Origin of the sequence: Pseudomonas sp. EA_15y_Pfl1_P101, assembly GCF_963970835.1 — a bacterium.
Classification (GTDB): Bacteria; Pseudomonadota; Gammaproteobacteria; order Pseudomonadales; family Pseudomonadaceae; genus Aquipseudomonas; species Aquipseudomonas tritici.
Window position 1 is genome coordinate 79,356 of record NZ_CAXAPA010000005.1, and the last position, 21,999, is coordinate 101,354.

At 60.9% G+C, this 21,999-nt stretch carries 19 protein-coding genes; 12 read left to right on the forward strand and 7 right to left on the reverse strand.

Translation table 11 applies throughout. The features are described 5' to 3' along the window. Window positions 1–8: 8 nt before the first annotated feature. Entirely contained in the window at window positions 9–596 is a 588-nt protein-coding gene (locus AACY36_RS09490) for a YecA family protein (RefSeq protein WP_339416658.1), read from the reverse strand. Between the two features lie 275 nt (window positions 597–871). On the opposite strand from AACY36_RS09490, the gene recQ reads away from it, so the two are divergent. Both recQ and AACY36_RS09500 read left to right on the forward strand, forming a co-directional pair. Next, window positions 872–2,998, forward strand: a complete 2,127-nt coding sequence (gene recQ, locus AACY36_RS09495; RefSeq protein WP_339416657.1) for a DNA helicase RecQ — start codon at window positions 872–874, stop codon at window positions 2,996–2,998. A gap of 121 nt (window positions 2,999–3,119) precedes the next feature. After that, a complete protein-coding gene (locus AACY36_RS09500) occupies window positions 3,120–3,554 on the forward strand; it encodes a MarR family transcriptional regulator (protein ID WP_304630168.1) in 435 nt (144 codons plus the stop codon). Window positions 3,555–3,617: 63 nt separating this feature from the next. On the opposite strand, the gene AACY36_RS09505 is transcribed toward AACY36_RS09500, so the two are convergent. Beyond that, the gene (locus AACY36_RS09505; RefSeq protein ID WP_339416767.1) at window positions 3,618–5,807 is read right to left on the reverse strand and encodes a patatin-like phospholipase family protein; all 2,190 of its coding nucleotides are present in this window, start codon (window positions 5,805–5,807) and stop codon (window positions 3,618–3,620) included. A gap of 84 nt (window positions 5,808–5,891) precedes the next feature. Here AACY36_RS09505 and AACY36_RS09510 point away from each other — a divergent pair, with 84 nt between their 5' ends. Further along, window positions 5,892–6,179 (forward strand): SelT/SelW/SelH family protein, encoded by a 288-nt coding sequence (locus AACY36_RS09510; RefSeq protein WP_065873766.1) that lies wholly within the window; start codon window positions 5,892–5,894, stop codon window positions 6,177–6,179. 10 nt (window positions 6,180–6,189) lie between these two features. Here AACY36_RS09510 and AACY36_RS09515 read toward each other — a convergent pair whose 3' ends face one another. Together AACY36_RS09515 and AACY36_RS09520 are read right to left on the reverse strand one after the other, a co-directional pair. Further along, the gene (locus AACY36_RS09515) at window positions 6,190–7,074 is read right to left on the reverse strand and encodes a DMT family transporter (RefSeq protein WP_339416652.1); all 885 of its coding nucleotides are present in this window, start codon (window positions 7,072–7,074) and stop codon (window positions 6,190–6,192) included. 99 nt (window positions 7,075–7,173) lie between these two features. Further along, window positions 7,174–7,923, reverse strand: a complete 750-nt coding sequence (locus tag AACY36_RS09520) for an AraC family transcriptional regulator (RefSeq protein WP_339416650.1) — start codon at window positions 7,921–7,923, stop codon at window positions 7,174–7,176. 137 nt (window positions 7,924–8,060) lie between these two features. Between AACY36_RS09520 and AACY36_RS09525 the strand changes: the two genes are divergently transcribed. Further along, window positions 8,061–8,870: a UDP-2,3-diacylglucosamine diphosphatase gene (locus AACY36_RS09525; RefSeq protein WP_339416648.1), complete on the forward strand. Its 810-nt coding sequence runs from the start codon at window positions 8,061–8,063 to the stop codon at window positions 8,868–8,870. A gap of 125 nt (window positions 8,871–8,995) precedes the next feature. Here AACY36_RS09525 and AACY36_RS09530 read toward each other — a convergent pair whose 3' ends face one another. The 3 genes from AACY36_RS09530 to phhA form a co-directional block, all read right to left on the reverse strand. Beyond that, window positions 8,996–10,189 carry an amino acid aminotransferase gene (locus tag AACY36_RS09530; protein ID WP_339497009.1) on the reverse strand — a complete coding sequence of 398 codons (1,194 nt, stop codon included), beginning with the start codon at window positions 10,187–10,189 and terminating at the stop codon, window positions 8,996–8,998. After that, window positions 10,189–10,545 (reverse strand): 4a-hydroxytetrahydrobiopterin dehydratase, encoded by a 357-nt coding sequence (locus AACY36_RS09535; protein WP_076952964.1) that lies wholly within the window; start codon window positions 10,543–10,545, stop codon window positions 10,189–10,191. Before AACY36_RS09535 ends, AACY36_RS09530 begins: the two co-directional genes overlap by 1 nt. Before the next feature lie 97 nt (window positions 10,546–10,642). After that, the gene (phhA, locus tag AACY36_RS09540) at window positions 10,643–11,449 is read right to left on the reverse strand and encodes a phenylalanine 4-monooxygenase (RefSeq protein WP_339438380.1); all 807 of its coding nucleotides are present in this window, start codon (window positions 11,447–11,449) and stop codon (window positions 10,643–10,645) included. A 258-nt stretch (window positions 11,450–11,707) separates the two neighbouring features. Here phhA and AACY36_RS09545 point away from each other — a divergent pair, with 258 nt between their 5' ends. The 8 genes from AACY36_RS09545 to AACY36_RS09580 all read left to right on the forward strand — a co-directional run bounded on the left by AACY36_RS09545 (window position 11,708) and on the right by AACY36_RS09580 (window position 21,968). Next, window positions 11,708–13,270 carry a sigma-54-dependent transcriptional regulator gene (locus tag AACY36_RS09545; protein WP_339416644.1) on the forward strand — a complete coding sequence of 521 codons (1,563 nt, stop codon included), beginning with the start codon at window positions 11,708–11,710 and terminating at the stop codon, window positions 13,268–13,270. A 270-nt stretch (window positions 13,271–13,540) separates the two neighbouring features. Continuing rightward, on the forward strand, window positions 13,541–14,281 hold the full coding sequence (locus AACY36_RS09550; RefSeq protein WP_065873760.1) for a flagellar basal body rod protein FlgF: 741 nt from the start codon (window positions 13,541–13,543) through the stop codon (window positions 14,279–14,281). A 58-nt stretch (window positions 14,282–14,339) separates the two neighbouring features. Beyond that, window positions 14,340–15,125, forward strand: coding sequence for a flagellar basal-body rod protein FlgG (flgG, locus tag AACY36_RS09555; protein ID WP_185703632.1), 786 nt, complete (start codon window positions 14,340–14,342; stop codon window positions 15,123–15,125). Between the two features lie 53 nt (window positions 15,126–15,178). Next, window positions 15,179–15,874 (forward strand): flagellar basal body L-ring protein FlgH, encoded by a 696-nt coding sequence (gene flgH / locus AACY36_RS09560; protein WP_339416637.1) that lies wholly within the window; start codon window positions 15,179–15,181, stop codon window positions 15,872–15,874. A gap of 27 nt (window positions 15,875–15,901) precedes the next feature. Beyond that, window positions 15,902–16,990, forward strand: coding sequence for a flagellar basal body P-ring protein FlgI (locus AACY36_RS09565; protein ID WP_339416765.1), 1,089 nt, complete (start codon window positions 15,902–15,904; stop codon window positions 16,988–16,990). A 4-nt stretch (window positions 16,991–16,994) separates the two neighbouring features. Beyond that, complete coding sequence (gene flgJ, locus AACY36_RS09570) at window positions 16,995–18,266, forward strand: flagellar assembly peptidoglycan hydrolase FlgJ (RefSeq protein ID WP_339416636.1); 1,272 nt, start codon at window positions 16,995–16,997, stop codon at window positions 18,264–18,266. Between the two features lie 10 nt (window positions 18,267–18,276). Continuing rightward, window positions 18,277–20,325 (forward strand): flagellar hook-associated protein FlgK, encoded by a 2,049-nt coding sequence (gene flgK, locus AACY36_RS09575; protein ID WP_339416635.1) that lies wholly within the window; start codon window positions 18,277–18,279, stop codon window positions 20,323–20,325. 14 nt (window positions 20,326–20,339) lie between these two features. Further along, a complete protein-coding gene (locus AACY36_RS09580; RefSeq protein ID WP_339416634.1) occupies window positions 20,340–21,968 on the forward strand; it encodes a flagellar hook-associated protein 3 in 1,629 nt (542 codons plus the stop codon). Window positions 21,969–21,999 lie beyond the last annotated feature (31 nt).

Here is a 21,999-nt window from a genome sequence, read left to right on the forward strand (position 1 = left end):
CAAGCGACTCAGTGGTGACGTGGCTTGAGGATCGCCGGTTTTTCGTCAGGGGCGTTGCACAGCAGGTACAGCGCGGTGAGGGCTTCCGGGATCTGTACGATCATGTCGTCCATCAGGTTGGCGTCGGCGGCGATATCGGCGAACTCCGGCTGGTCGTCGAACAGGCCCGACCCCACCATGATCGGCAACAACATTTCGCTGACTTCTTCCTCGGCAGTTTCGAACCAGGCGGCTTCGCGCAGGAACACGCCTTCCATGAAACCGATGCACCAGCCGCGCAGGTCGGAGTCGTCCGGCTCTTCGCCCAGGTCCAGCTCGCATGGCAGCTCGAATTCTTCGTCCGACGCCAGTTGGCGACCGATGTGGGCCTTGAGGGCCAACAGGGTGGATTCGATTTCTTCGCGTTGGGCGTCGTCGGCGTAGTGCGGCTCTTCGGCGAACAGTGCGTCGATCCATTCACGGTCGGGTACGATCTCGGCGCAGATCGACAGGGCGGTCAGGTAGCCGTGGGCGGCCACGTAGTCCAGCGCCTCGTCATGCAGCTCATCGGCGTCGAGGAAGGCTTGCAGGCGGGTTAGTTGCTCAGCGAAGGACATTGAAGGACTACCTTGGAAATAAACGATGCTGAATTCTAGGCTTTCTTGAGCGCCCAGGCCAGCCGCCATGCAGATTTGCCCGCTTTAAGAGACGGGCTGCAATTCGTCAGTGGCGCCCTTTGCCGGGTATCGCTCGGGTATACTGCCGCGTTTTGTGATGCCCTCGCAGGTCAAGCCCAGCGCGCGAAAACTTCGCTTACGGATTATTTCCCGTGAGATCGTGTTTTTTCGACCAGCCTGTACAGAGGGATTTGCGCACTTTTTTGGAGTTTTACATGCTCGAGCAGGCTCAACGCGTCCTCAAGGACATCTTCGGCTACGACAGTTTTCGTGGCCGCCAGGGTGCGATCATTGAGCGCGTGGCCAGTGGTGGTGACGCACTGGTCTTGATGCCTACCGGGGGCGGCAAGTCGTTGTGCTTCCAGGTGCCGGCGCTGTTGCGCAATGGCCTGGCGGTGGTGGTGTCGCCGCTGATCGCATTGATGGACGACCAAGTGGCAACCCTGGAAGAACTCGGCGTCGCTGCGGCGGCCTTGAACTCTACCCTCAGTGCCGAGCAACAGCGCGACCTGGCGGCCCGCATCAAGCGCGGTGAAGTGAAAATGCTTTACCTGGCCCCTGAGCGCCTGGTGCAGCCGCGCATGCTGGCCTTTCTGCAGAGCCTGGAAATCGCCCTGTTCGCCATCGACGAAGCCCACTGCGTATCGCAATGGGGCCACGATTTCCGTCGCGAATACCTGCAACTGGGGCAATTGGCTGAGTTGTTCCCCGACGTTCCGCGTATCGCCCTGACGGCCACCGCCGACAAGCGCACCCGCGAAGAAATCGTCGAGCGGCTGCACTTGCAGAACGCCGAGCGCTTCCTGTCGAGCTTCGATCGGCCGAATATTTTCTACCGCATCGTACCCAAGGAGCAGCCGCGCAAGCAGTTGCTCGCGTTCCTGTCCGAGCGGCGCAGCGACGCGGGCATCGTCTATTGCCTGTCGCGCAAAAAAGTTGATGAAGTCGCCGCGTTCCTCTGCGAGCAAGGCTACCCGGCGCTGCCTTATCACGCCGGGCTGCCCAACGAAACGCGCTCTGCGCACCAGAAGCGCTTCCTCAATGAGGAAGGCCTGATCATGGTAGCCACCATCGCGTTCGGCATGGGCATCGACAAATCCAACGTGCGCTTTGTCGCGCATATGGACCTGCCCAAATCCCTCGAGGCGTACTACCAGGAAACCGGTCGCGCCGGCCGTGATGGTCTGCCGGCGGATGCCTGGATGGTCTACGGCCTGCAAGACGTGGTGATGCTCAAGCAGATGCTGCAGAACTCCGAAGGCGACGAGCGTCACAAACGCCTGGAGCAGCACAAGCTCGACGCGATGCTCTCGCTGTGTGAAGAGACTCGTTGCCGTCGCCAGACCTTGCTGGCGTATTTTGACGAAGACATGCCTGAGCCTTGCGGCCATTGCGACAACTGCATTGATGGCGTGCAGACCTGGGACGCCACTGAGCCGGCGCGTCAGGCTCTGTCCGCTATTTATCGCACGGGCCAGCGTTATGGCGTCGGTCATTTGGTGGACGTGTTGCTGGGCAAGGACAACGAGAAAGTGCGCAGCTTCGGCCACGAGAAACTGTCGGTGTACGGCGTCGGCAAGGCCCGCGCCGACGGAGAGTGGCGTTCGTTGTTCCGGCAGATGGTTGCACGCGGGCTGGTGGACATCGACATCGAAGGTTATGGCGGCCTGCGCCTCAACGACAGTTGCCGGCCGTTGCTCAAGGGCGAAGTGAGCCTGGAGTTGCGCCGCGACCTCAAACCGCAGACCACCGCCAAGAGCAGCACCAGCCAGGCCAGCCAACTGGTGCGTGGTGAAGAGCGCGAGCAGTGGGAAGCCTTGCGCACCCTGCGCCGCAAACTGGCGCAGGAACACAGCGTGCCGCCGTACGTTATTTTCCCCGACTCCACCCTGCTGGAGATGTTGCGCGAGCAACCCACCAGCATGGCCGAGATGGCGCGGGTCAGCGGCGTAGGTGCGCGTAAGCTGGAGCGTTACGGCCAGGCTTTCCTCGAAGTCCTCGGCGGCCAGGCCGAAGCGCCAAAGGAAGTTGCCGATATCCGCCACGAACTGATCAGCCTGGCACGCGCCGGCATGACCCCGATCCAGATCGCCGGCCAACTGCAATGCTCGGAGAAGAACGTCTACACCTTGCTGGCGGAATCCATCGGCAAGCAGCAGTTGTCGTTGGAGCAGGCGCTTGATTTGCCAGAGGATCTGCTCGGCGAAATCCAGGATGCGTTCCTCGACGGGGAGGGCGAATTGCCACCTGTGGCGGAGATCGCGCCGCTGTTCACCGGGCGTGTTCCTGAGGGTGTTTTGTACTGCGTGCGGGCGGCTTTGCAGTCTGAATTCGAGATTTAGTGCGCCAATTACGACAATGTAACAGATCAGTACATAGCAACTCTTGCCTACTGGCAACGCTCATGCTTAGCTGACTAATAATTAGCCACACTTTATTTTCAGTCTAAAACAAGAGCTTTTTATGCCGTTAACCGATCAACACCGATTTGGCATGCAACTGGCGCAGATGTCTCGTGGTTGGCGCGCCGAGCTGGACCGCCGTTTGGCGGGGCTTGGCTTGTCCCAGGCTCGGTGGCTGGTGCTGCTGCACCTGGCCCGTTTCGAAGAAGCGCCCACCCAGCGTGAGTTGGCGCAAAGCGTTGGCGTCGAAGGGCCGACACTCGCCCGCCTGCTGGACAGCCTTGAAGGCCAGGGCCTGGTGCAACGCCAGGCGGTGGTGGAAGACCGTCGTGCCAAGCGCATCCTGCTGTGTGATACCGCCCGGCCACTGATCGAGCAGATCGAGACGATCGCCACGGCGTTGCGTCACGAGTTGTTTGTGGGGGTGGATGAAGCCGATTTGAGTGTGTGCATGCGCGTGCACGGGCGCATCCTGGCGAATCTGGAAAAGTCCTGAACGGTATGAGCGGGCGGTGCGACGATTCGACAAGCCCGCTCACTACAAAGCCTCGCGCATCATTTAGAACGTCTGCCCCAGGTTCAAATACACCGCCTTCTGGTTGTCATCATTGAACCCATAGCTGAAGTTCAGCGGCCCCAACGGTGTATCAAAGCCCAGGAAAATACTCGCCGCGTTGATATAGCCGCTGTCGAACTCATTGTCGTTGTTCCACGCGCGGCCGCGTTCCAGTGACGCCCCCAGGTACAACGGGAAATCCAGTGGCAGGTACGAGCGTGGCGTGAGCCGGCGGTAGTACACCGCCCGCATCAAGCTGATGTTCTGGCCCGAGATCGCATCCTGGCGGAAGCCCGACAACTGCCGCGCGCCCCCCAGCAGGAAGCTGGAAATCACCACATCCGAATCATCCAGCGTGCGCCCATAGCGCCCCCCCAGCACAAGTGTGTCCGGGCCGTGGCTCATGGCCTTGTCCAACTTGAACTCCCATTGGCGGTAGCGCTGGTCCGAGCCCAGCCCCGGTTCGAATTCGCGGTAGGCCAGGCCGATTTCTTCGCCGGTGTGGGGGAAGTACACATTGTCCAGGGTGTCGAAGGAGTACTTCAGCTCATAGAAGCCCTCGCTGAAACTCACGCTGGGCAGGTCGCGGTCGCCGATGCGCACGTCTGCCTTGCCCCAGGCTTCACCGACGCCGAAGCGGATTTCGCCACTGTTGCCAATCTGGCGCCCTACGTTCAAGCCGAAACCGTAGCGTTCCAGGCGGTATTCGGAGATGGGGTCGTTGTCCAGGATCAGTTCGACGTTCTGCGCCTGGGCGCTGATATAAGGGGCGACAAAGTAACGCGAGCCAGTGTCCATCGGCTGGTAGAACTCGCTGTACAGCTCTTGTCGATCACCGATCTGCACCCGTGTCAGCCATTCTGCGCCAAGGCGGTTGATACCGTTCACGCGGTAGCTCGCGCCAAGGTTGAAGGCGCTATCGCCGCGCATGTCATCCGACAGGTTCAGGCCCAGGCGCAGGTAATCGGTGCCGCTGCGCTTGCCGCGCGCGCTGATCACCAACGTGTTTTCCTTGCCTTTCTTGATTACGCGGTATTGCACTTGTTCGAAGTAATCCAGACCATACAGGGTGCCCATGTCGGTTTGCAGGCGGCCCAGTTCCAGCGGCTCGCCCAGGTTCTGGCGGATGTAGTAGCGGATCACGTCGTCGCTGACTTTCGAGTCGTTTTCCACGCTGATGGCGGTGATTATCGGCGTGCGTTCCCCTGGGGTACGGGCGGCCACCAGTTGCGGGTCGATTGGCTCTGCGGGGCGCAGATGGGCGAGGCGGGCATCGAGGGCGCGGGTAGCGCGGTAGCCGGCGTCGATCATGTCCTTGGCGCGGCCGAAGTCGGTCACGCCATAGGCAGCGAGCGGCGGCTGGATCAGCACGTCCTTGGGGTGCAGGTCCTTGAGTTGCTCTTCAGAGTTGCGCCGGGTCATCAGGGTGATGGATTGGTTAAGCACGTCCACCACCGTGGCCAGTTGCTTGCGCGAGCGCAGCGGGGTGCCGATGTCCACGACAATGGCGATATCCACGCCCATTTCCCGTGCCACATCCAGTGGGATGTTATCGGTCATGCCGCCGTCCACCAGCAATCTTCCGTCCAGTTCCACCGGAGCGAACACGGCCGGGATCGACATGCTGGCGCGGATCACCTGGGGCAGGTGGCCCTTGCGGAACACTACCTTTTCGCCGGTGGTGATATCGGTCGCTACTGCGCGGAAGGGGATTGGCAGCTTGTCGAAGTTACGCGTGTTGCTGCTGTGGGCGAACATGCTTTCCAGCAGCAGTGCCAGGTTCTGGCCTTGGATCACGCCCAGTGGCAAGCCGAGGCTGCCGTCGTCGCGGAAGCTGAGTTTTTGCTTGACCAGGAAGTCCCGGTCATCCTGCTTGCGCCGAAACGGTACGTCTTCCCGCGGCGGCGCATCGGACAGGGCCTGCTGCCAGTCGATGCTCAGCGCCAGCTTTTCCAGCTCATCGATTTTATAGCCCGACGCGTACAGCCCACCGATCACCGCGCCCATGCTGGTGCCGGCAATCGCATCGATCTGGATGCCTTGCTCCTCAAGCGCCTTGAGTACGCCGATATGCGCAAGGCCACGGGCGGCGCCACCGGACAGCACCAAGCCGATTTTCGGGCGTGGCGGCTCAATGGCGTCGGCAACAAGGGGAAGCAAGCACAGAAACAGGCAGGACAGCAGGCGGCGCATCATGAATCTCAAGGCTGGGCGATAAAGGCCGGTATTATAGCCACTCGATCCGCCAAGCCCGTTACGCCTGGAGCTTCTCAAATTATGTCGTCGATCAAACCCGAGATCGTCATCACCTATTGCACTCAGTGCCAGTGGCTACTTCGCGCCGCCTGGCTGGCGCAGGAATTGTTGAGCACGTTTGCCGATGACCTGGGCAAAGTGTCACTGGCGCCCGCCACCGGCGGCGCGTTTCGCATCACCTGTGATGGCGTGCAGATCTGGGAGCGCAAGGCCGACGGCGGTTTCCCTGAGGCCAAGGTGCTCAAGCAGCGCGTGCGCGACCAGATCGACCCGCAACGGGATCTAGGGCACAACGACCGCACGCAGTGAGCGTCAGAGATCAGGCCGTTGCCGCAGGCTGTTTGGCCTGGCTGGCGCCGCCCATCAACCCCGACAGCACGATCGCGACGATGATCAGCACGCCGCCGAGCAGCATGCGCAGCGTCGGGGTTTCGGCAAACAGTAGCCAGGCCGCAGTGATACCGTAGACCGGCTCCATGGCAAACACCACCGAAGCCGTGCGTGCCTTGATCACCGCGAGGCTGGCGACAAACAGGCTGTGGGCCAGGCCCGTGCAGAACACGCCGAGCAAACCGATCCACAGCCAGTCAATCGCTTGCACATCCGCCACCCCAGGCGCCGCGACCGGCAAAAGGCACGCTGCAACCACCACGTTCTGGCACAGCGCTGCCTGCACCGCAGGGATGCGCCCGGAACTGGCGCGATTGTTCAGTGACAGCAGGGAAAACAGCAGCCCCGAGGCGATCCCCCAGAGCAACCCGCCGGTGGCTTCGCTGGCAAGATTGAAGTCCGGCGTGACCAGCACCAGGCCGATGCTGACCAGCACCACCAACAGCACTTCATTGGCGCGAATGCGCTCGCGGAAAATCAGTCCTTCGAGGATCACGGTAAAGGCCGGGAACGCGGTAAACCCCAGGGTCGCGACGGCCACGCCGGCCACCTTGACGGCAATAAAGAACGTTACCCAATGCGCGGCCAGCAATACGCCGCTGACCAGCAGCCGGCGCCAGTCGCGCAGTTCCAGCTTTTTCCAGGCAGTGTTGCTCGCGAACCGTGCAAATAGCGCCAGGGCAATCACGGCAAACACGGCACGCCCAAAGACGATGATGGCGGGCGAGGCGGCCGCCAGTTTGCCGAATACACCGGTAAGGCCAAACATCAATGCGCCGATGTGCAGGGCGCCGAGGGCTGAGCGGGGAGTCATTGCGATCCTTGAATCAAGCGGGTGACAGAAACGCAGTCTAGTGGGGCTGCCGCGTAGGCGTCTGTCGTCCGGCTCGCGATTTTTATCGCGAGACTCGTCCTACGCGTTGCGCCGCAATGCGCCCGGCGAGGCGCCAAACTCACGCAGCATCGCGGCCGCAAATGCGCTTTGCGAGGTATAGCCGACGCGATCGGCGATTTCACCAATGGGTAATGGCGTTTTGCGCAGCAGGTCCAAGGCCATGTGCAGGCGACGGCGGCGGATATAGTCCATCGGCGTCTGCCCGCATTCCGCCATGAACCGTGCGTGCAAGCGCGCCACCGACAGGTCTGCGATGCGCGCCAGGTCGGCTACCTGCAGCGGGTGTGCAACGTGGCGCTCGATATGCGCATTGAATGCCTCGTACGGCAGGCGCCGGCCCGGCAGCGGTTGAGCCAGCGGGTGATTGAGGCTGGCCAACAACAGCACCGCGCCTTGCTGGACGATCAGCGGATCATCCACCGGGCTCTGCGCCAGCCACTGCACCAGTTGGCTTTGCCGCGAATCCAGGGCGAGTCGCGTGGGTTGATCGAGCAGCCGGCGACTGGCATCGGCATGTTCGCCCAACGATTGCAGCACCCAGTGCTCGGTGGGCACGTCCAGCACCAGGCAGCGGCTGCCATCGCGACTGCCACAGGCATGATGGGCTGAGAAGGGCAGCACCATCACGCTGCTTTCGCGCACCTGGCTGCCACGGCCTTCCACTTCGAAATCCAGGTGTCCGGACAGGCCGAACACCAACTGCGCATGATCATGGCTGTGGGCGATGGGCGCTTCGAGGTAATGGCGTAGCGTGAGAGTGGGGCTCATCGCGGTCTCCTGGGCTGCAAGCCGGCAGTCTACAACGCTTCTCGGTCGGCCGGCGCTGTCATCAGACTGACGCACAGCTGTCATGGGCTATTAACCGCCGAGGCGCAAGCTCGCGAAAACAGCGTCGAGGGATGCCCATGACCAGTGCCGAGTTCGTCAAACCCAGCCGTAAGCAACGGGTTCGTACCCTGTGGATTTCCGACGTGCACCTGGGCACCCGGGATTGCCAGGCCGAACATTTGTCGCAGTTCCTCAAGGGCTACCACGCCGACAAGGTCTACCTGGTAGGCGACATCATTGACGGTTGGAAAATGCGCGGCGGCATGTATTGGCCCCAGGCCCACACCAACGTGATCCGCCGCTTGCTGACCATGGCCAAGCGCGGCACCGAGGTCATCTACGTCACCGGGAACCACGATGAATTCCTGCGCCGCTACTCCAAGCTGATCCTGGGCAATATTCAACTGGTGGATGAAGCGGTGCATGTGACTGCTGATGGCCGTCATCTGTTGGTGATCCATGGCGATCAGTTCGACGTGATCACCCGCTATCACCGTTGGTTGGCGTTCCTCGGTGACTCGGCCTATGAGTTCACGCTTACGCTGAACCGCTGGCTGAACCATTGGCGTGCGCGGTATGGCTATGGCTATTGGTCGCTGTCGGCGTACCTCAAGCACAAGGTCAAGACGGCGGTGAGTTTCATCAGCGATTTCGAAGAAGCGATCGCCCACGAAGTGACCAAGCGCGAGTTGCATGGCGTGGTGTGCGGGCATATCCACCATGCGGAGATTCGCAAGGTGGGTGAGGTGGATTACCTCAACTGTGGGGATTGGGTGGAGTCGTGCACGGCGTTGATCGAGCACTGGGACGGGAGTATCGAGTTGTATCGGTTGGCGGATGCGCAGGCGAAAGAGGCACTGCTAAAGGCTGAACTGGTAACAGGCTGACGGCCCTGATCGGTCTAAATGTGGGAGCGGGCTTGCTCGCGAATGCAGAGTGTCAGTCACCCTATACATCGACTGATACACCGCATTCGCGAGCAAGCCCGCTCCCACATTTGGTTCCGGTTTCGTCAGTTGGATACGTCGGCGATGGCTTCCGCCAAAAGTGCCAGCCGCGTCGCATCAATACCCGCCACGTTAGCCCGCCCCGAACTCACCATGTACACGCTGTGCTTCTCCCGCAGTTGCTTGACCTGCTCGGCACTCAAGCCGGTATAGGAAAACATCCCGCGCTGCGCTCCAATATGGGCAAACCGCTCCGATAAACCGTGGGGCGCCAACGCCTCCACCAGCCCGGATCGCAAGTGCGCGATCCGCGAGCGCATGGCTTCGACTTCATTGCTCCATCGCTTTTTCAGCTCGGCATCGCCCAGAATCGTAGCCACCACGGCTGCGCCGTGATCCGGCGGCGTCGACCACAGGTTGCGTGCCGTATTAGCAAGCTGGCTGCGCACATCCGTCAGCGTCTCGGCATCCGCCGCACACACGATCAACGCGCCAACACGGTCGCTATACAGGCCAAAATTCTTCGAGCAGGAACTGGTCACCAGCACTTCCGGCAGCTCGGCCGCAAATAGGCGCACGGCCCAGGCGTCCTGCTCCAGGCCATCGCCAAAGCCCTGATAGGCGAAGTCGATCAGCGGCAGCAGTTGGCGCTCGCGCACGATCTGCAGCACCTGGCGCCAATCATCCGGGGTCAAGTCGAAACCGGTCGGGTTGTGGCAGCAGGCATGCAGCAGTACCACGTCGCCCTCTGGCACGCTGGACAGGGTAGCCAGCATCGCCGCCACGTCCAGGCGATTGTCAGCGCCCACGTAGGGGTAATGGCTGACCTTAATCCCGGCCTTGGCGAAGATAGTTTCGTGGATCGGCCAGGTCGGGTTGCTCAGCCATACGCCACGGCCGGGCAGATTGTGGGCGATGAAGTCGGCGCTCAGGCGCAGGGCGCCGGTGCCGCCTGGCGTCTGGGTGGCGCCGGCGCGGCGTTCGCGGATCAGCGCCGAATCGGCACCGAGCACCAGTTCGCTGATCAGCGAGCCGAACGCACCATTACCGTGGCCGCCGATGTAGGTCTTGGTGGTCTGCGTGTCTACCAGGCGCTGCTCGGCCAGTTTCACTGCGTGCGGAATGGGCGTGAGCCCCTGGTCATCCTTGTAGACGCCCACGCCCAGGTCGAACTTGTTCGGGTTGGTGTCCTGGGCATACAGGTCCATCAGCCCGAGGATCGGGTCGCCGGGCACGCGGACTATGGCATCGAAGTGCATTACTTGCGGCCCTCGGCGTCCTTGGCCACTTCGTCGGTGCGTGCGGCCATGATGAAGTCGTTGCGGTGCAGCCCCTTGATGGAGTGGCTCCACCAAGTCACGGTGACTTTGCCCCACTCAGTGAGCAGGCCTGGGTGATGGCCTTCGGCTTCGGAGATTTCACCCACGGCGTTGGTGAACGCCAGGGCAAATTTGAAGTTCTTGAACAGGAAAACCTTTTCCAGCTGCATCACGCCGTCGCGGACTTCGATGTTCCAGTCTGGGATCTGCTTGAGCAGCACCGGCAGTTCTTCATCGCTGACTTGCGGGGCATCGGCGCGGCAGGCTTCGCAGTGGGCTTGGTTCAAGGTGGTCATGGAGGTGTCCTGAATTCGAATGTTTGAAGGTCAGTAGCGTCACCCTAAAGCAACGCGGCGCCAGGGAACAGACTCACCTGGCCTCAAGAAGTAAGGTTCAAGCAACCTTGGGCTTCGGGGGGGCTGCCTTTGGGGCGAAGAGCGGGGCGCGCAGCCCCAGCTGCATCCCGCGCTCAACCATGCCCATGATGTCTTCCTGCGCGACTTCGAACAGGCGCTTGAGGTTTGGCAGCACGAAGTACAGCGGTTGCAGGATATCGATGCGATACGGCGTGCGCATGGCTTCCAGCGGATCGAAGGCTTGGTGCTCAGGCTCGGAAGACAGGCTGTACACCGTTTCCTTGGGCGACGACAGAATACCGCCACCGTAGATGCGCCGACCTTCGGGCGTATCCACCAGGCCAAACTCGATGGTCATCCAGTACAAGCGCGCCAGGTACACCCGTTGCTCCTTGGTGGCCGCCAGGCCGAGCTTGCCGTAGGTATGGGTAAATTCGGCAAACCAGGGGTTGGTCAGCAGCGGGCAATGGCCAAAGATCTCGTGGAAAATGTCCGGCTCTTGCAGGTAGTCGAGTTCTTCGCGGGTGCGAATAAAAGTCGCCACCGGAAACTGCTTGTTGGCGAGCAATTCGAAGAACGTCTGGAAGGGAATCAGCGCCGGCACGCGGGCGACTTGCCAGCCGGTGGTTTCGGCCAGCACCTTGTTGATCTCGCCCAATTGCGGGATTCGGTCCAGGGGCAGGCCGAGCTTGTCGATGCCGTCCAGGTATTCCTGGCAGGCGCGCCCTTCAATCACTTTCAATTGACGAGTGATCAGGGTGTTCCACACCGCGTGTTCTTCTGGCGGGTAATGGATAACACCTTGCGCATCGGGCTCGCGGGCCACGTACTGCGTCTGTTTCATACGGCTCTCCTGCTAGGCATTCGTTCTTGTTATGTCCTGCGTTGAGCCTATTGATAACCCGTGCGCGCCGGGATTCCATCTGTTTAAAACGCCTCTGAGTAGGAAAAATTACCAGTTTTCGTAAAGTATTCGTTACGGATACCGGGTTTGCTGCTGGGTTGGGCTGGGAAAACCCCCAAAGCTGTCACATAATCTTGACGACTATCTGCGCCCAGCGACAAAAAAGACGCGGCGCTTACCCAACTTTCGGGCCTTTTCATGCGTATCAAAGTGCACTGCCAGAACCGTATCGGCATCCTGCGGGACATCCTCAACCTGTTGGTGGAGTACGGCGTCAACGTCGCCAAGGGCGAGGTCGGCGGTGAGCATGGCAATGCCATTTACCTGTACTGCCCGAACCTGGTGAACATGCAGTTCCAGGCGCTGCGCCCGCAGTTCGAGGCGATTGCCGGAGTGTTTGGGGTGAAAAGGGTAGGGCTGATGCCCAGCGAGCGCCGGCACATGGAACTCAATGCGCTGCTCGGCGCCCTGGAGTTTCCGGTGCTGTCGATCGACATGGGCGGTTCCATCGTCGCCGCCAACCGCGCGGCGGCCCAGTTGCTCGGGGTGCGGGTGGATGAAGTGCCGGGGATTCCGTTGTCACGGTATGCCGAGGACTTCGACTTGCCGGAGCTGGTGCGCGCGAGCAAATCGCGGATCAACGGCCTGCGGGTCAAGGTCAAGGGTGACGTGTTCCTGGCGGACATCGCGCCACTGCAATCGTCCGAACATGATGACAGCGAGGCCATGGCCGGCGCCGTGCTGACGTTGCACCGCGCCGACCGCGTCGGTGAACGCATCTACAACGTGCGCAAGCAGGAGCTGCGCGGCTTTGACAGCATTTTCCAGAGTTCCAAGGTCATGGCCGCCGTGGTTCGCGAAGCGCGACGCATGGCGCCGCTGGATGCGCCTCTATTAATAGAAGGCGAAACCGGCACCGGCAAAGAACTGCTCGCGCGTGCCTGTCATCTGGCCAGCCCGCGTGGTCAATCGCCGTTGATGGCGCTTAACTGCGCCGGTTTGCCGGAGTCGATGGCCGAGACCGAGCTGTTCGGCTACGGCCCCGGCGCGTTCGAAGGTGCGCGCGCCGAAGGCAAGCTGGGGCTGCTGGAGTTGACGGCGGGCGGCACGCTGTTTCTCGACGGCGTGGGGGAAATGAGCGCGCGCTTGCAGGTGAAGTTGCTGCGCTTTTTGCAGGACGGTTGCTTCCGCCGCGTAGGCAGCGATGAAGAGGTGTACCTGGATGTGCGGGTCATCTGCGCCACCCAGGTGGACTTGTCTGAACTGTGCGCCCGTGGCGAATTCCGCCAGGACCTTTACCACCGTCTAAATGTGCTGTCCCTGCATATCCCGCCGCTGCGCGAATGCCTCGACGGCCTGGCGCCGCTGGTGGATCACTTCCTTGATCAGGCGAGCCGGCAGATCGGCTGCCCGCTGCCGAAGCTCGCGACGGCTGCGATGGATCGTCTGAGCCACTACCACTGGCCAGGCAACGTACGGCAGTTGGAAAACGTGCTATTCCAGGCGGTGTCGTTGTGCGATGGCGGGATGGTCAAGGCCGAGCATATTCGGCTGCCGGACTATGGCGTGCGTCAGCCCCTTGGCGATTTTTCCTTGGAGGGCGGCTTGGAGGACATTGTCGGGCGCTTCGAGAAGGCGGTGCTGGAAAGTTTGTACGCCGAGCACCCGAGCAGTCGGCAGTTGGGCAAGCGGTTAGGGGTATCGCACACCACCATCGCCAATAAATTGCGCGATTACGAAGTCGTCAAGACCGACAAATAACCCACTGGCTAAACAGGGGCAAGCTGTGGGGGCGGGCTTGCTCGCTCCCACATCATTTGAATTTTTGTCGCCTGTAATACCGGTGTTTGCCGCACGCGGCAGTAGTCCGCCGTTTTTTCGACTCTCAGCCGGCAGCCTAATCCACCCATCTCCCGCCAAACCCCCGTCCCGCCTGCACTTCTCCTTCTTTTCCAAAGTTGGTTCGCAAATTGCTTAAGCCTTATCAGTACAGCGGTGGGCGGCAAGCGTCCGTCAGAAAGAGGAAAGAGCGTGGACAAGTACCTTTATGTGGCAATGACCGGCGCCAGCCAGAATGCTCTGGCGCAGAAGGCCCATGCCAACAACCTGGCGAACATTTCCACCAATGGTTTCCAGCGTGACCTGGAGCAGGCGCGTTCGATGCCAGTGTTCGGTGACAGCTTTCCGGCGCGGGCGTTTGCCTTGACCGAGCGCCCAGGCACTGACTTCTCCCCTGGCGCGATGATTGAGACCGGCCGTGACCTGGACGTTGCCGTCAGCGGCGATGGCTGGATGGCCGTGCAAACCCCGGATGGCGGCGAGGCCTACGTGCGCAGCGCCAGCATGAACGTCGATGCATTGGGCGTGCTGCGGGCCGGCAACGGCATGCCGATCATGGGCAACGGTGGCCCGATTGCCGTGCCGCCCCAGCAGAAAATCGAAGTGGGTGCCGACGGCACCATCAGCATCCGCGCCATGGGTGAAGGCCCGCGTGTGATGGCTGAAGTGGACCGCATCAAGCTGGTCCAGCCGGACCTGAAGAACATGAGCAAAGGCCTGGACGGCACCATCCACACCAAGGATGGCCAGCCGGCTCAAGCCGACGCTAGGGTCACGCTGACCTCGGGCTTTCTGCAGGCGAGCAACGTCAATGCCGTAGAAGAAATGACAGCGGTGCTGGCGCTTTCTAAGCAGTTCGAGCTGCACATCAAGATGATGAACAGCGCTAAAGAAGACGATCAGGCCATGACTCGCGTCATGCAGATGAGCTGATAGCCCCTAACTAATTTGCAACGCGGCGCCAACAAACAGGCGCACGAAGGAGAACAGCATGCTTCCGGCTCTATGGGTTGCCAAAACAGGTCTGTCCGCCCAGGACACCAACCTGACCACCATTTCCAACAACTTGGCCAACGTGTCGACCACGGGTTTCAAACGTGACCGTGCCGAGTTCCAGGACTTGCTCTATCAGATCAAGAAACAGCCAGGCGCCCAATCGACCCAGGACAGCGAACTGCCGTCGGGCCTGCAACTGGGTACCGGTGTGCAGATCGTCGGCACCCAGAAGAACTTCAGCGCCGGCAACCTGCAGCAGACCGGCCAGCCGCTGGACATGGCCATCAACGGCCGTGGTTTCTTCCAGATCCTTCAACCGGACGGCACCACTTCCTACACCCGTGACGGTACTTTCCACTTGGATTCCAACGGCCAGATCGTGACGGCCAACGGTTTCTCCCTGGAGCCAGCCGTTGTCGTACCGGCTGATGCCAAGACGTTCACTGTCGGCAACGACGGCACCGTGTCTATCACCGTCGCCGGTAACCCGGCTTCGCAAGTGATCGGTAACCTGCAAACCGCCGACTTCATCAACCCGGCCGGCCTGCAGGCCATGGGTAACAACCTGTTCCTGGAAACCGCCTCCAGCGGCGCACCGCAAATCGGCACCCCTGGCCTGAACGGTTTTGGCACCACGCTGCAAAGCACCCTGGAAACGTCCAACGTGAGCACCGTTGAGGAGATGGTCAACATGATCACCACCCAGCGCGCCTACGAGATGAACTCCAAGGTGATCTCCACCGCCGACCAGATGCTTTCGTTCGTAACGCAGAATCTGTAATCAAGTCTATGGGGCGCCCCTGAGGTCGCCTGCAACACCGTGAGGTAAGGGTCATGAATCGCTATGTTTCTGTTCTGGCATTGAGTGGGATTGCCGTGCTCGCGGGCTGTGTCGCCCCGACGCCAAAACCCAATGACCCGTACTACGCGCCGGTGTTGCCACGCACGCCGTTGCCGGCGGCTGCCAACAATGGCTCGATCTATCAGGCGGGCTTCGAACAGAACCTGTACAGCGACCGCAAGGCGTTCCGGGTCGGTGACATCATCACCATCACCCTGAACGAGCGCACCCAGGCCAGCAAGAACGCCAACTCTCAAGTCGGCAAGACCAGTAAGGCTGGCATCGGCCTGACGTCGTTGTTCGGCGCCGTGCCCAACGTCAACAACCCATTGGGTGATGGCGACCTGAGCCTCAGCGCCGGCTACAGCGGCGACCGTGCCACCAGCGGCAAAAGCGCAGCGGGGCAGGGCAACAGCCTGACCGGTTCGATCACCGTGACCGTAGCCGATGTATTGCCCAACGGCATCCTCGCCGTACGCGGTGAAAAGTGGATGACGCTCAATACCGGTGACGAACTGGTGCGCATTGCGGGCATGGTTCGCGCCGATGACATCACCACCGACAACACCGTGCCGTCCACGCGTATTGCCGATGCACGCATCACTTATTCCGGCACGGGCGCCTTTGCCGATGCGAGCCAGCCGGGCTGGTTCGACCGTTTCTTCCTTAGCCCGCTGTTCCCTTTCTAGGTGGCCACTTTGAACTTCAAACAGCTGATGGCGGCCGCGCTCCTGCTTTGCTTAAGCGCTGTCGCCCAGGCCGAACGCCTGAAGGACATCGCGAGCATTTCCGGTGTGCGTTCCAACCAGTTGATCGGCTACGGCCTGGTGGTGGGGCTCAATGGTACGGGTGACCAGACCACCCAGACCCCGTTCACCCTGCAGACCTTCAACAACATGCTCTCGCAGTTCGGCATCAAGGTGCCGGCCGGTTCGGGCAACGTGCAACTGAAAAACGTCGCGGCGGTGTCGATCAGTGCTGACTTGCCGGCGTTCTCCAAGCCCGGCCAACTGGTGGACATCACTGTCGCGTCGATCGGTAACTCGAAAAGCCTGCGTGGCGGCACCTTGCTGATGACGCCGCTCAAGGGGATCGACGGCAACGTCTACGCCATCGCCCAGGGCAACCTAGTGGTGGGCGGGTTTGATGCTGAAGGTCGCGACGGCTCGAAGATCACTGTCAACGTGCCGTCGGCGGGTCGTATCCCAGGCGGTGCCAGTGTTGAACGCACTGTGCCGAGCGGCTTCAACCAGGGCAACAGCCTGACCCTGAACCTCAACCGCTCCGACTTCACCACCGCCAAGCGCGTGGTCGATAAGATCAACGACATGCTCGGCCCTGGCGTGGCCCAGGCGATCGACGGCGGCTCGATCCGTGTGACCGCCCCGCTGGACCCCAGCCAGCGCGTCGACTACCTGTCGATCCTGGAAAACCTGGAAGTCGACCCGGGCCAGGCTGTCGCCAAAGTCATCATCAACTCGCGTACCGGTACCATTGTGATCGGCCAGAACGTCAAGGTATCGCCGGCAGCGGTGACCCACGGCAGCCTGACCGTGACCATCACCGAAGACCCGATCGTCAGCCAACCTGGGCCTTTGTCCAACGGCCAGACGGCGGTGGTGCCACGCTCACGCGTCAACGCCCAGCAAGAAGCCAAGCCGATGTTCAAGTTCGGCCCCGGCACCACCCTGGATGAGATTGTCCGTGCGGTGAACCAGGTGGGCGCGGCGCCCGGCGACTTGATGGCGATTCTCGAAGCACTGAAACAGGCCGGCGCCTTGCAAGCCGACCTGATAGTGATCTGAGGCCATGGTCATGGACATGCGCAAGAGCGGTATCAGCAGCACGGCGGACTCGGGGTCTTACTCCGACTTGAACCGGCTTAACCAGCTCAAGGTCGGCGACGACAAGAACAGCGAAGGCAACATGCGCAAGGTCGCGCAGGAGTTCGAGTCGCTGTTTTTGAGCGAGATGCTCAAGTCCATGCGTTCGGCCACCGAGGCGTTGGGTAAGGACAACCCGCTGAACACGCCGGCCGCCAAGCAATATCAGGAAATGTACGACCAGCAACTGGCGGTCTCGATGTCCCGCGAAGGCGGGGGTATCGGCCTGGCCGATGTGCTGATGCGTCAGATGCAAAAGAACAAGCCGGTGGAGGCCCAGGCCGCCACCCTGCAGGGCCCTGCGGCGGCTGGGGCTGCCAAGAAAGTCGACGTGCCGACGGAAATTGCCGCCGGCACCCAGGCCGAAGGTCCGTTGGGCCGTTCCAATGGCCAGCGTCCGCTGTGGGCTTACCGCGTGGCAGAGCCACAGGCTGGGGCTGCTGCATCGCACAGCAATGACATGGAATTGATGAACCAGCGTCGGATTGCCTTGCCGAGCAGGCTGACTGATCGCCTGCTGTCCGGCATCGTGCCGAGTACCGATGCAACCACCGTCGCCAAGTCTGCGCCACTGCGTAACAGCGCGGCCGATGACAACGTGGTCAACAGCACGGCGCGCACTTTCGCGGTGCCCGGCGACCGCATGCGGGTCTACGGCCGTGCCGTGGCTCAGCCACCGTTGGCGCCGGCGAAGAAGGCCTTCAGTTCGCAGGATGAATTTGTCGCGACCATGTTGCCAATGGCCAAGGCGGCCGCCGCGCGCATTGGTGTCGACCCGAAGTACCTGGTGGCCCAGGCCGCCCTGGAAACTGGTTGGGGTAAATCGGTGATGCGCGCCCAGGATGGCACCAGCAGCCACAACCTGTTTGGCATCAAGGCCGGCCAGAGTTGGCAGGGCGAGAAAGCGCGTGCGATCACCAGCGAGTTCCGTGACGGCGCAATGGTCAAGGAAACGGCGCAGTTCCGTTCCTACAACTCTTACCAGGACAGCTTCCATGACCTGGTGACATTGCTGCAAAGCAATGATCGCTATAAAGAAGTTGTGAAGTCGGCCGACAACCCGGAACAGTTTGTACGCGAGTTGCAAAAAGCCGGTTACGCAACCGACCCGGCCTACGCCAGCAAGATTTCGCAGATCGCCAAAACGATGGACAGTTACCAGAACTACGCTGCCGCTGGCGCAACCACACATTTATAAGGTCTGAACCATGAGTTTGCTCAATATCGGGATGTCGGGGCTTAACGCTGCTCAAGGATCGTTGTCGGTCTTGAGTAACAACATTGCCAACGCCAACACGGCGGGCTATTCGCGTCAGCAGACTACCCAGAGCGCGAATGCGTCGAACCAGTACGGCGGCGTGTTTATCGGCAGCGGTACCACCCTGGCTGACGTGCGCCGGGTGTACAACGAATACCTGGACACGGCGTACCAGAACAGCACCTCGCTCAACAGCGATGCCAAGGCTTACCTGGATCAAGTGAGCGCCGTGGACAAGACGTTGTCGGACAAGACTACGGGCATGTCGTCCGTGCTCAGTTCGTTCTTTGCCGCTGTTCAGACCGCCTCGGCTAACCCGAGTGATACCTCGGCTCGCCAGATACTGCTGACCAGCGCCCAGACATTGAGCAACCGCTTCAACTCGATCTCCAGCCAATTGAGCCAGCAGAAAGAAACCATTAACAGCCAGTTGACCTCCTTGACCGATCAGGTCAACCAGCTGACCTCGTCGATTGCTTCGCTCAACAAACAGATTACTCAGGTGCAGGGGTCTTCGAACACCACCCCGGCCAACCTGCTGGACGCGCGCGCCGAAGCCGTACGTTCGCTCAATGAGTTGATCGGCGTGAACGCCAGCGAGAAGAACGGTGTGTTCAGCGTCAGTACCGGTACCGGCCAGTCCCTGGTGCTGGGCGATCGGTCCAACACCCTTTCTGCCGTACCGAGCAAGAGCGACACCAGCCAGTACACGATTCAGATGAATGCGGCTGGCGGGACGACGATGGACCTGGGCAACGTGATCAGTGGTGGCAGCATCGGTGGCTTGTTGCGCTATCGCAGCGATGTGTTGATGCCGGCCATCAATGACCTGGGTCGCATTGCTATCGTCACTGCCGATACGATCAACAGTCAACTGGGCCAGGGTATCGACCTGAACGGCGAATTCGGCTCGTCGATGTTCAAAGACATCAACAGCGCTGCGTCTGTCGCGCTGCGTAGCCTTTCCGCTCAAGGTAATCAGGGCGTTGGTAGCCTGGGTGTTACGATCAAGGACACCAGCAAGCTGACCAACTTCGATTACAAGGTCACCTTCAGCGACCCTGTCGATCTCAACAAAGTCACCGTCGAGCGCTCTGATGGCAAAGCCATGGGCACGTTTGATATCACGGCTACACCGCCCTCGGTGATCGATGGTTTCACCCTGGAACTCAAGAACGGACCGATGCAGGCGGGTGACAGCTTTAAAGTCAGCCCGACCGCCAGTGGCGCCCAGAATATCGGTACTGTCCTCAACGACCCGAGCAAGATTGCGTTTGCCGCGCCGCTGAAAGGGGAGGCCAGCAAAACCAACCAGGGTACCGGTAGCTTCACACCGCCGACCCTGACCCTGCCCCTGGATATCCAGGGTGGCGCGACTACCGCGCAACTGCGCGTTGGCATTGAAAATTCGATGCCAGTGAAGATGGTGTTCGGCAAGCCGGCGGCTGATGGCACTCAGAGCTATACCCTTAACGACGCCAAGGGCGATCCTATCGGCTCGGGGACCATCATTCCGGGGCAGGCCAATAAAATCACCGTCAACGTGCCGATGCGTGATGCCAGCGGTGCCCTGGTGGTGCCGGCCAAGAGCTTTGGCTTTGACACCACGGTTGCGGGCTCGCCGACCGAGGGGGACAGCACCACCTTTTCGTTTAACGCCACGGGCGTATCCGACAACCGCAATGCCCAGCAACTGCTGAATCTGCAAACCAAGGCCACCGTGGGCGTGGCGACAGATGGCACCGGCGGCACGAGCCTGGTCGGGGCCAACAGTAAGTTGGTGTCTACTGTAGGCGCCAAGGCCGCTGCGGCCACCACTGACACCACGGCCACCAATGCGTTGCTGGCGGCTAACAAAAATGCGCGCAACTCCGTGTCCCAGGTCAACCTGGACGAAGAGGCGGGCGACATGATCAAGTTCCAGCAGTACTACACAGCGTCGTCGCAGATCATCAAGGCTGCGCAAGAAACCTTCAGCACGCTGATTAATAGTCTTTAAGGGAGTCTGGGACGATGCGCATTTCTACACAGCAGTATTTCGACACCAGTGCGAGCAAGTATCAGAACAATTATTCCAGCGTGGTTAAGGCCCAGGAACAGGCGAGTTCCGGCGTGCGTGTACAGACCGCTGGGGATGATCCGGTGGCCGCGCAGCGTTTGCTGATGTTGCAGCAGCAGAAAGATATGCTGGCGCAGTCCAGCGGCAATATCAGCTCCCTGAAAAGTTCGCTGACCAACGAGCAGAGCATCCTGGATGCGCTCGACAAGGCGATGCAGGCTGGCAAGCAGCTGGCCCTGCGGGCTGGCGGTGTGACCAGCGATGCTGATCGCAAGTCAATCTCGGTCGAAGTGGGGGCCCTGGAAGAGCAGGTGCTGGGTTTGCTCAATAGCAAGGATGCGGCAGGCAACTACTTGTTCTCCGGCTCCAAGACCCAAACCCCCCCGTATTCGCGCAACAGCGATGGCACCTACAGCTACCAGGGTGACGAAAACGAACTGAGCCTGCAGGTTTCCGAGACGCTCACGGTGCGCACTGGCGATACCGGCAAAACCATTCTGGGAGGGGCGGCCAACAGCAGTCGCACCCAGTCCACCTACATTGCACCTGCGACCGCGCCGCTGCCGCCAGCGATTTCTCCGCCGCTGGTCGATGACAACAAGGTTGCGATTTCAGCCGGCCTGGTGACCTCGGGCATCGACTACACCAAGCAATTTGCCGACGGCCAACCTTACAAGCTGACCTTCACCAGTAGTACCCAGTACAAGGTGACGGACAAGGACAACAATGACATTACCTCAGAGATTGCGGGTAATGGCACGTTCGATTCCACCAAAGAGGGCAGCGCCAGTGTCAATCTGCGCGGGGTCAAGTTCGATATCACCGTCGACATGACTGACCTCGCCACCGGGCCGAATGCCGATGCGCTCGTTCAGGGGCGTGAGTTCAACCTGGCTGCCAAGCCGGATGCGTTCAATGTCTCGCGTACCGCGAGCAATCAGTCGACCGCACAACTGACCAACGGCAACGTCAGCAGCGCGGCGGACTATTCCAGCACCTTTCCCGGCAATAGCGGGGTGCTGATCAAGTTCAGTGATCCCGACCCGACGGCCTTCAAGGTATTTGCCCAGCCGTATACCGCCGACAGCAAAGAGATCGATTCGGGCGTTATCGACACAGCCACGACGCCGAATACCATCACTGCGGCCGGTGTGACCTTTGGGTTGAGCGGTACGCCGCAGACCGGCGACCAGTTTGCCGCCGGTGCGAGCACCCAGAAAACCCAGAACGCCCTCGACACCCTAAGCCAGCTGCGCCAAGCCCTGGAAAAGCCGGCCGATGGCATCCCGGGCGCGCGCGTCAAGCTTCAGGATGCGCTGAACGCCGCAGTCAGTAACCTGAACAACTCGACCACCCAGCTGGGCAATGTGATCGGCTCCATTGGTGCGCGCGAAAACGCGCTCGATGTGCAATCCGACGCAAACGCCAGTATCGGCCTGGCCAATACCACCACCATGAGTGCACTGGCCAATATCGACATGGGCGAAGCCGCGATCAACCTGACCCTGCAGCAGACCATGCTGGAAGCCTCGCAGCTGGCGTTTGTAAAAGTCTCGCAGTTGAGCCTCTTCAACAAGATGTAAGTGGCGTAACGTCAAGCGGCCCGCTCTGGAA

What these genes read in the sequence shown, in the direction of transcription:
- phhA (WP_339438380.1), bottom strand. Translation starts at nt 11,449, where the DNA reads ATGAAACAGACGCAGTACGTGGCCCGCGAGCCCGATGCGCAAGGTGTT.
- AACY36_RS09505 (WP_339416767.1), bottom strand. Translation starts at nt 5,807, where the DNA reads ATGCGCCGCCTGCTGTCCTGCCTGTTTCTGTGCTTGCTTCCCCTTGTT.
- AACY36_RS09510 (WP_065873766.1), top strand. Translation starts at nt 5,892, where the DNA reads ATGTCGTCGATCAAACCCGAGATCGTCATCACCTATTGCACTCAGTGC.
- flgK (WP_339416635.1), top strand. Translation starts at nt 18,277, where the DNA reads ATGAGTTTGCTCAATATCGGGATGTCGGGGCTTAACGCTGCTCAAGGA.
- flgH (WP_339416637.1), top strand. Translation starts at nt 15,179, where the DNA reads ATGAATCGCTATGTTTCTGTTCTGGCATTGAGTGGGATTGCCGTGCTC.
- AACY36_RS09545 (WP_339416644.1), top strand. Translation starts at nt 11,708, where the DNA reads ATGCGTATCAAAGTGCACTGCCAGAACCGTATCGGCATCCTGCGGGAC.
- AACY36_RS09490 (WP_339416658.1), bottom strand. Translation starts at nt 596, where the DNA reads ATGTCCTTCGCTGAGCAACTAACCCGCCTGCAAGCCTTCCTCGACGCC.
- recQ (WP_339416657.1), top strand. Translation starts at nt 872, where the DNA reads ATGCTCGAGCAGGCTCAACGCGTCCTCAAGGACATCTTCGGCTACGAC.
- AACY36_RS09500 (WP_304630168.1), top strand. Translation starts at nt 3,120, where the DNA reads ATGCCGTTAACCGATCAACACCGATTTGGCATGCAACTGGCGCAGATG.
- AACY36_RS09525 (WP_339416648.1), top strand. Translation starts at nt 8,061, where the DNA reads ATGACCAGTGCCGAGTTCGTCAAACCCAGCCGTAAGCAACGGGTTCGT.
- AACY36_RS09515 (WP_339416652.1), bottom strand. Translation starts at nt 7,074, where the DNA reads ATGACTCCCCGCTCAGCCCTCGGCGCCCTGCACATCGGCGCATTGATG.
- AACY36_RS09580 (WP_339416634.1), top strand. Translation starts at nt 20,340, where the DNA reads ATGCGCATTTCTACACAGCAGTATTTCGACACCAGTGCGAGCAAGTAT.
- flgG (WP_185703632.1), top strand. Translation starts at nt 14,340, where the DNA reads ATGCTTCCGGCTCTATGGGTTGCCAAAACAGGTCTGTCCGCCCAGGAC.
- flgJ (WP_339416636.1), top strand. Translation starts at nt 16,995, where the DNA reads ATGGTCATGGACATGCGCAAGAGCGGTATCAGCAGCACGGCGGACTCG.
- AACY36_RS09530 (WP_339497009.1), bottom strand. Translation starts at nt 10,189, where the DNA reads ATGCACTTCGATGCCATAGTCCGCGTGCCCGGCGACCCGATCCTCGGG.
- AACY36_RS09535 (WP_076952964.1), bottom strand. Translation starts at nt 10,545, where the DNA reads ATGACCACCTTGAACCAAGCCCACTGCGAAGCCTGCCGCGCCGATGCC.
- AACY36_RS09565 (WP_339416765.1), top strand. Translation starts at nt 15,902, where the DNA reads ATGGCGGCCGCGCTCCTGCTTTGCTTAAGCGCTGTCGCCCAGGCCGAA.
- AACY36_RS09520 (WP_339416650.1), bottom strand. Translation starts at nt 7,923, where the DNA reads ATGAGCCCCACTCTCACGCTACGCCATTACCTCGAAGCGCCCATCGCC.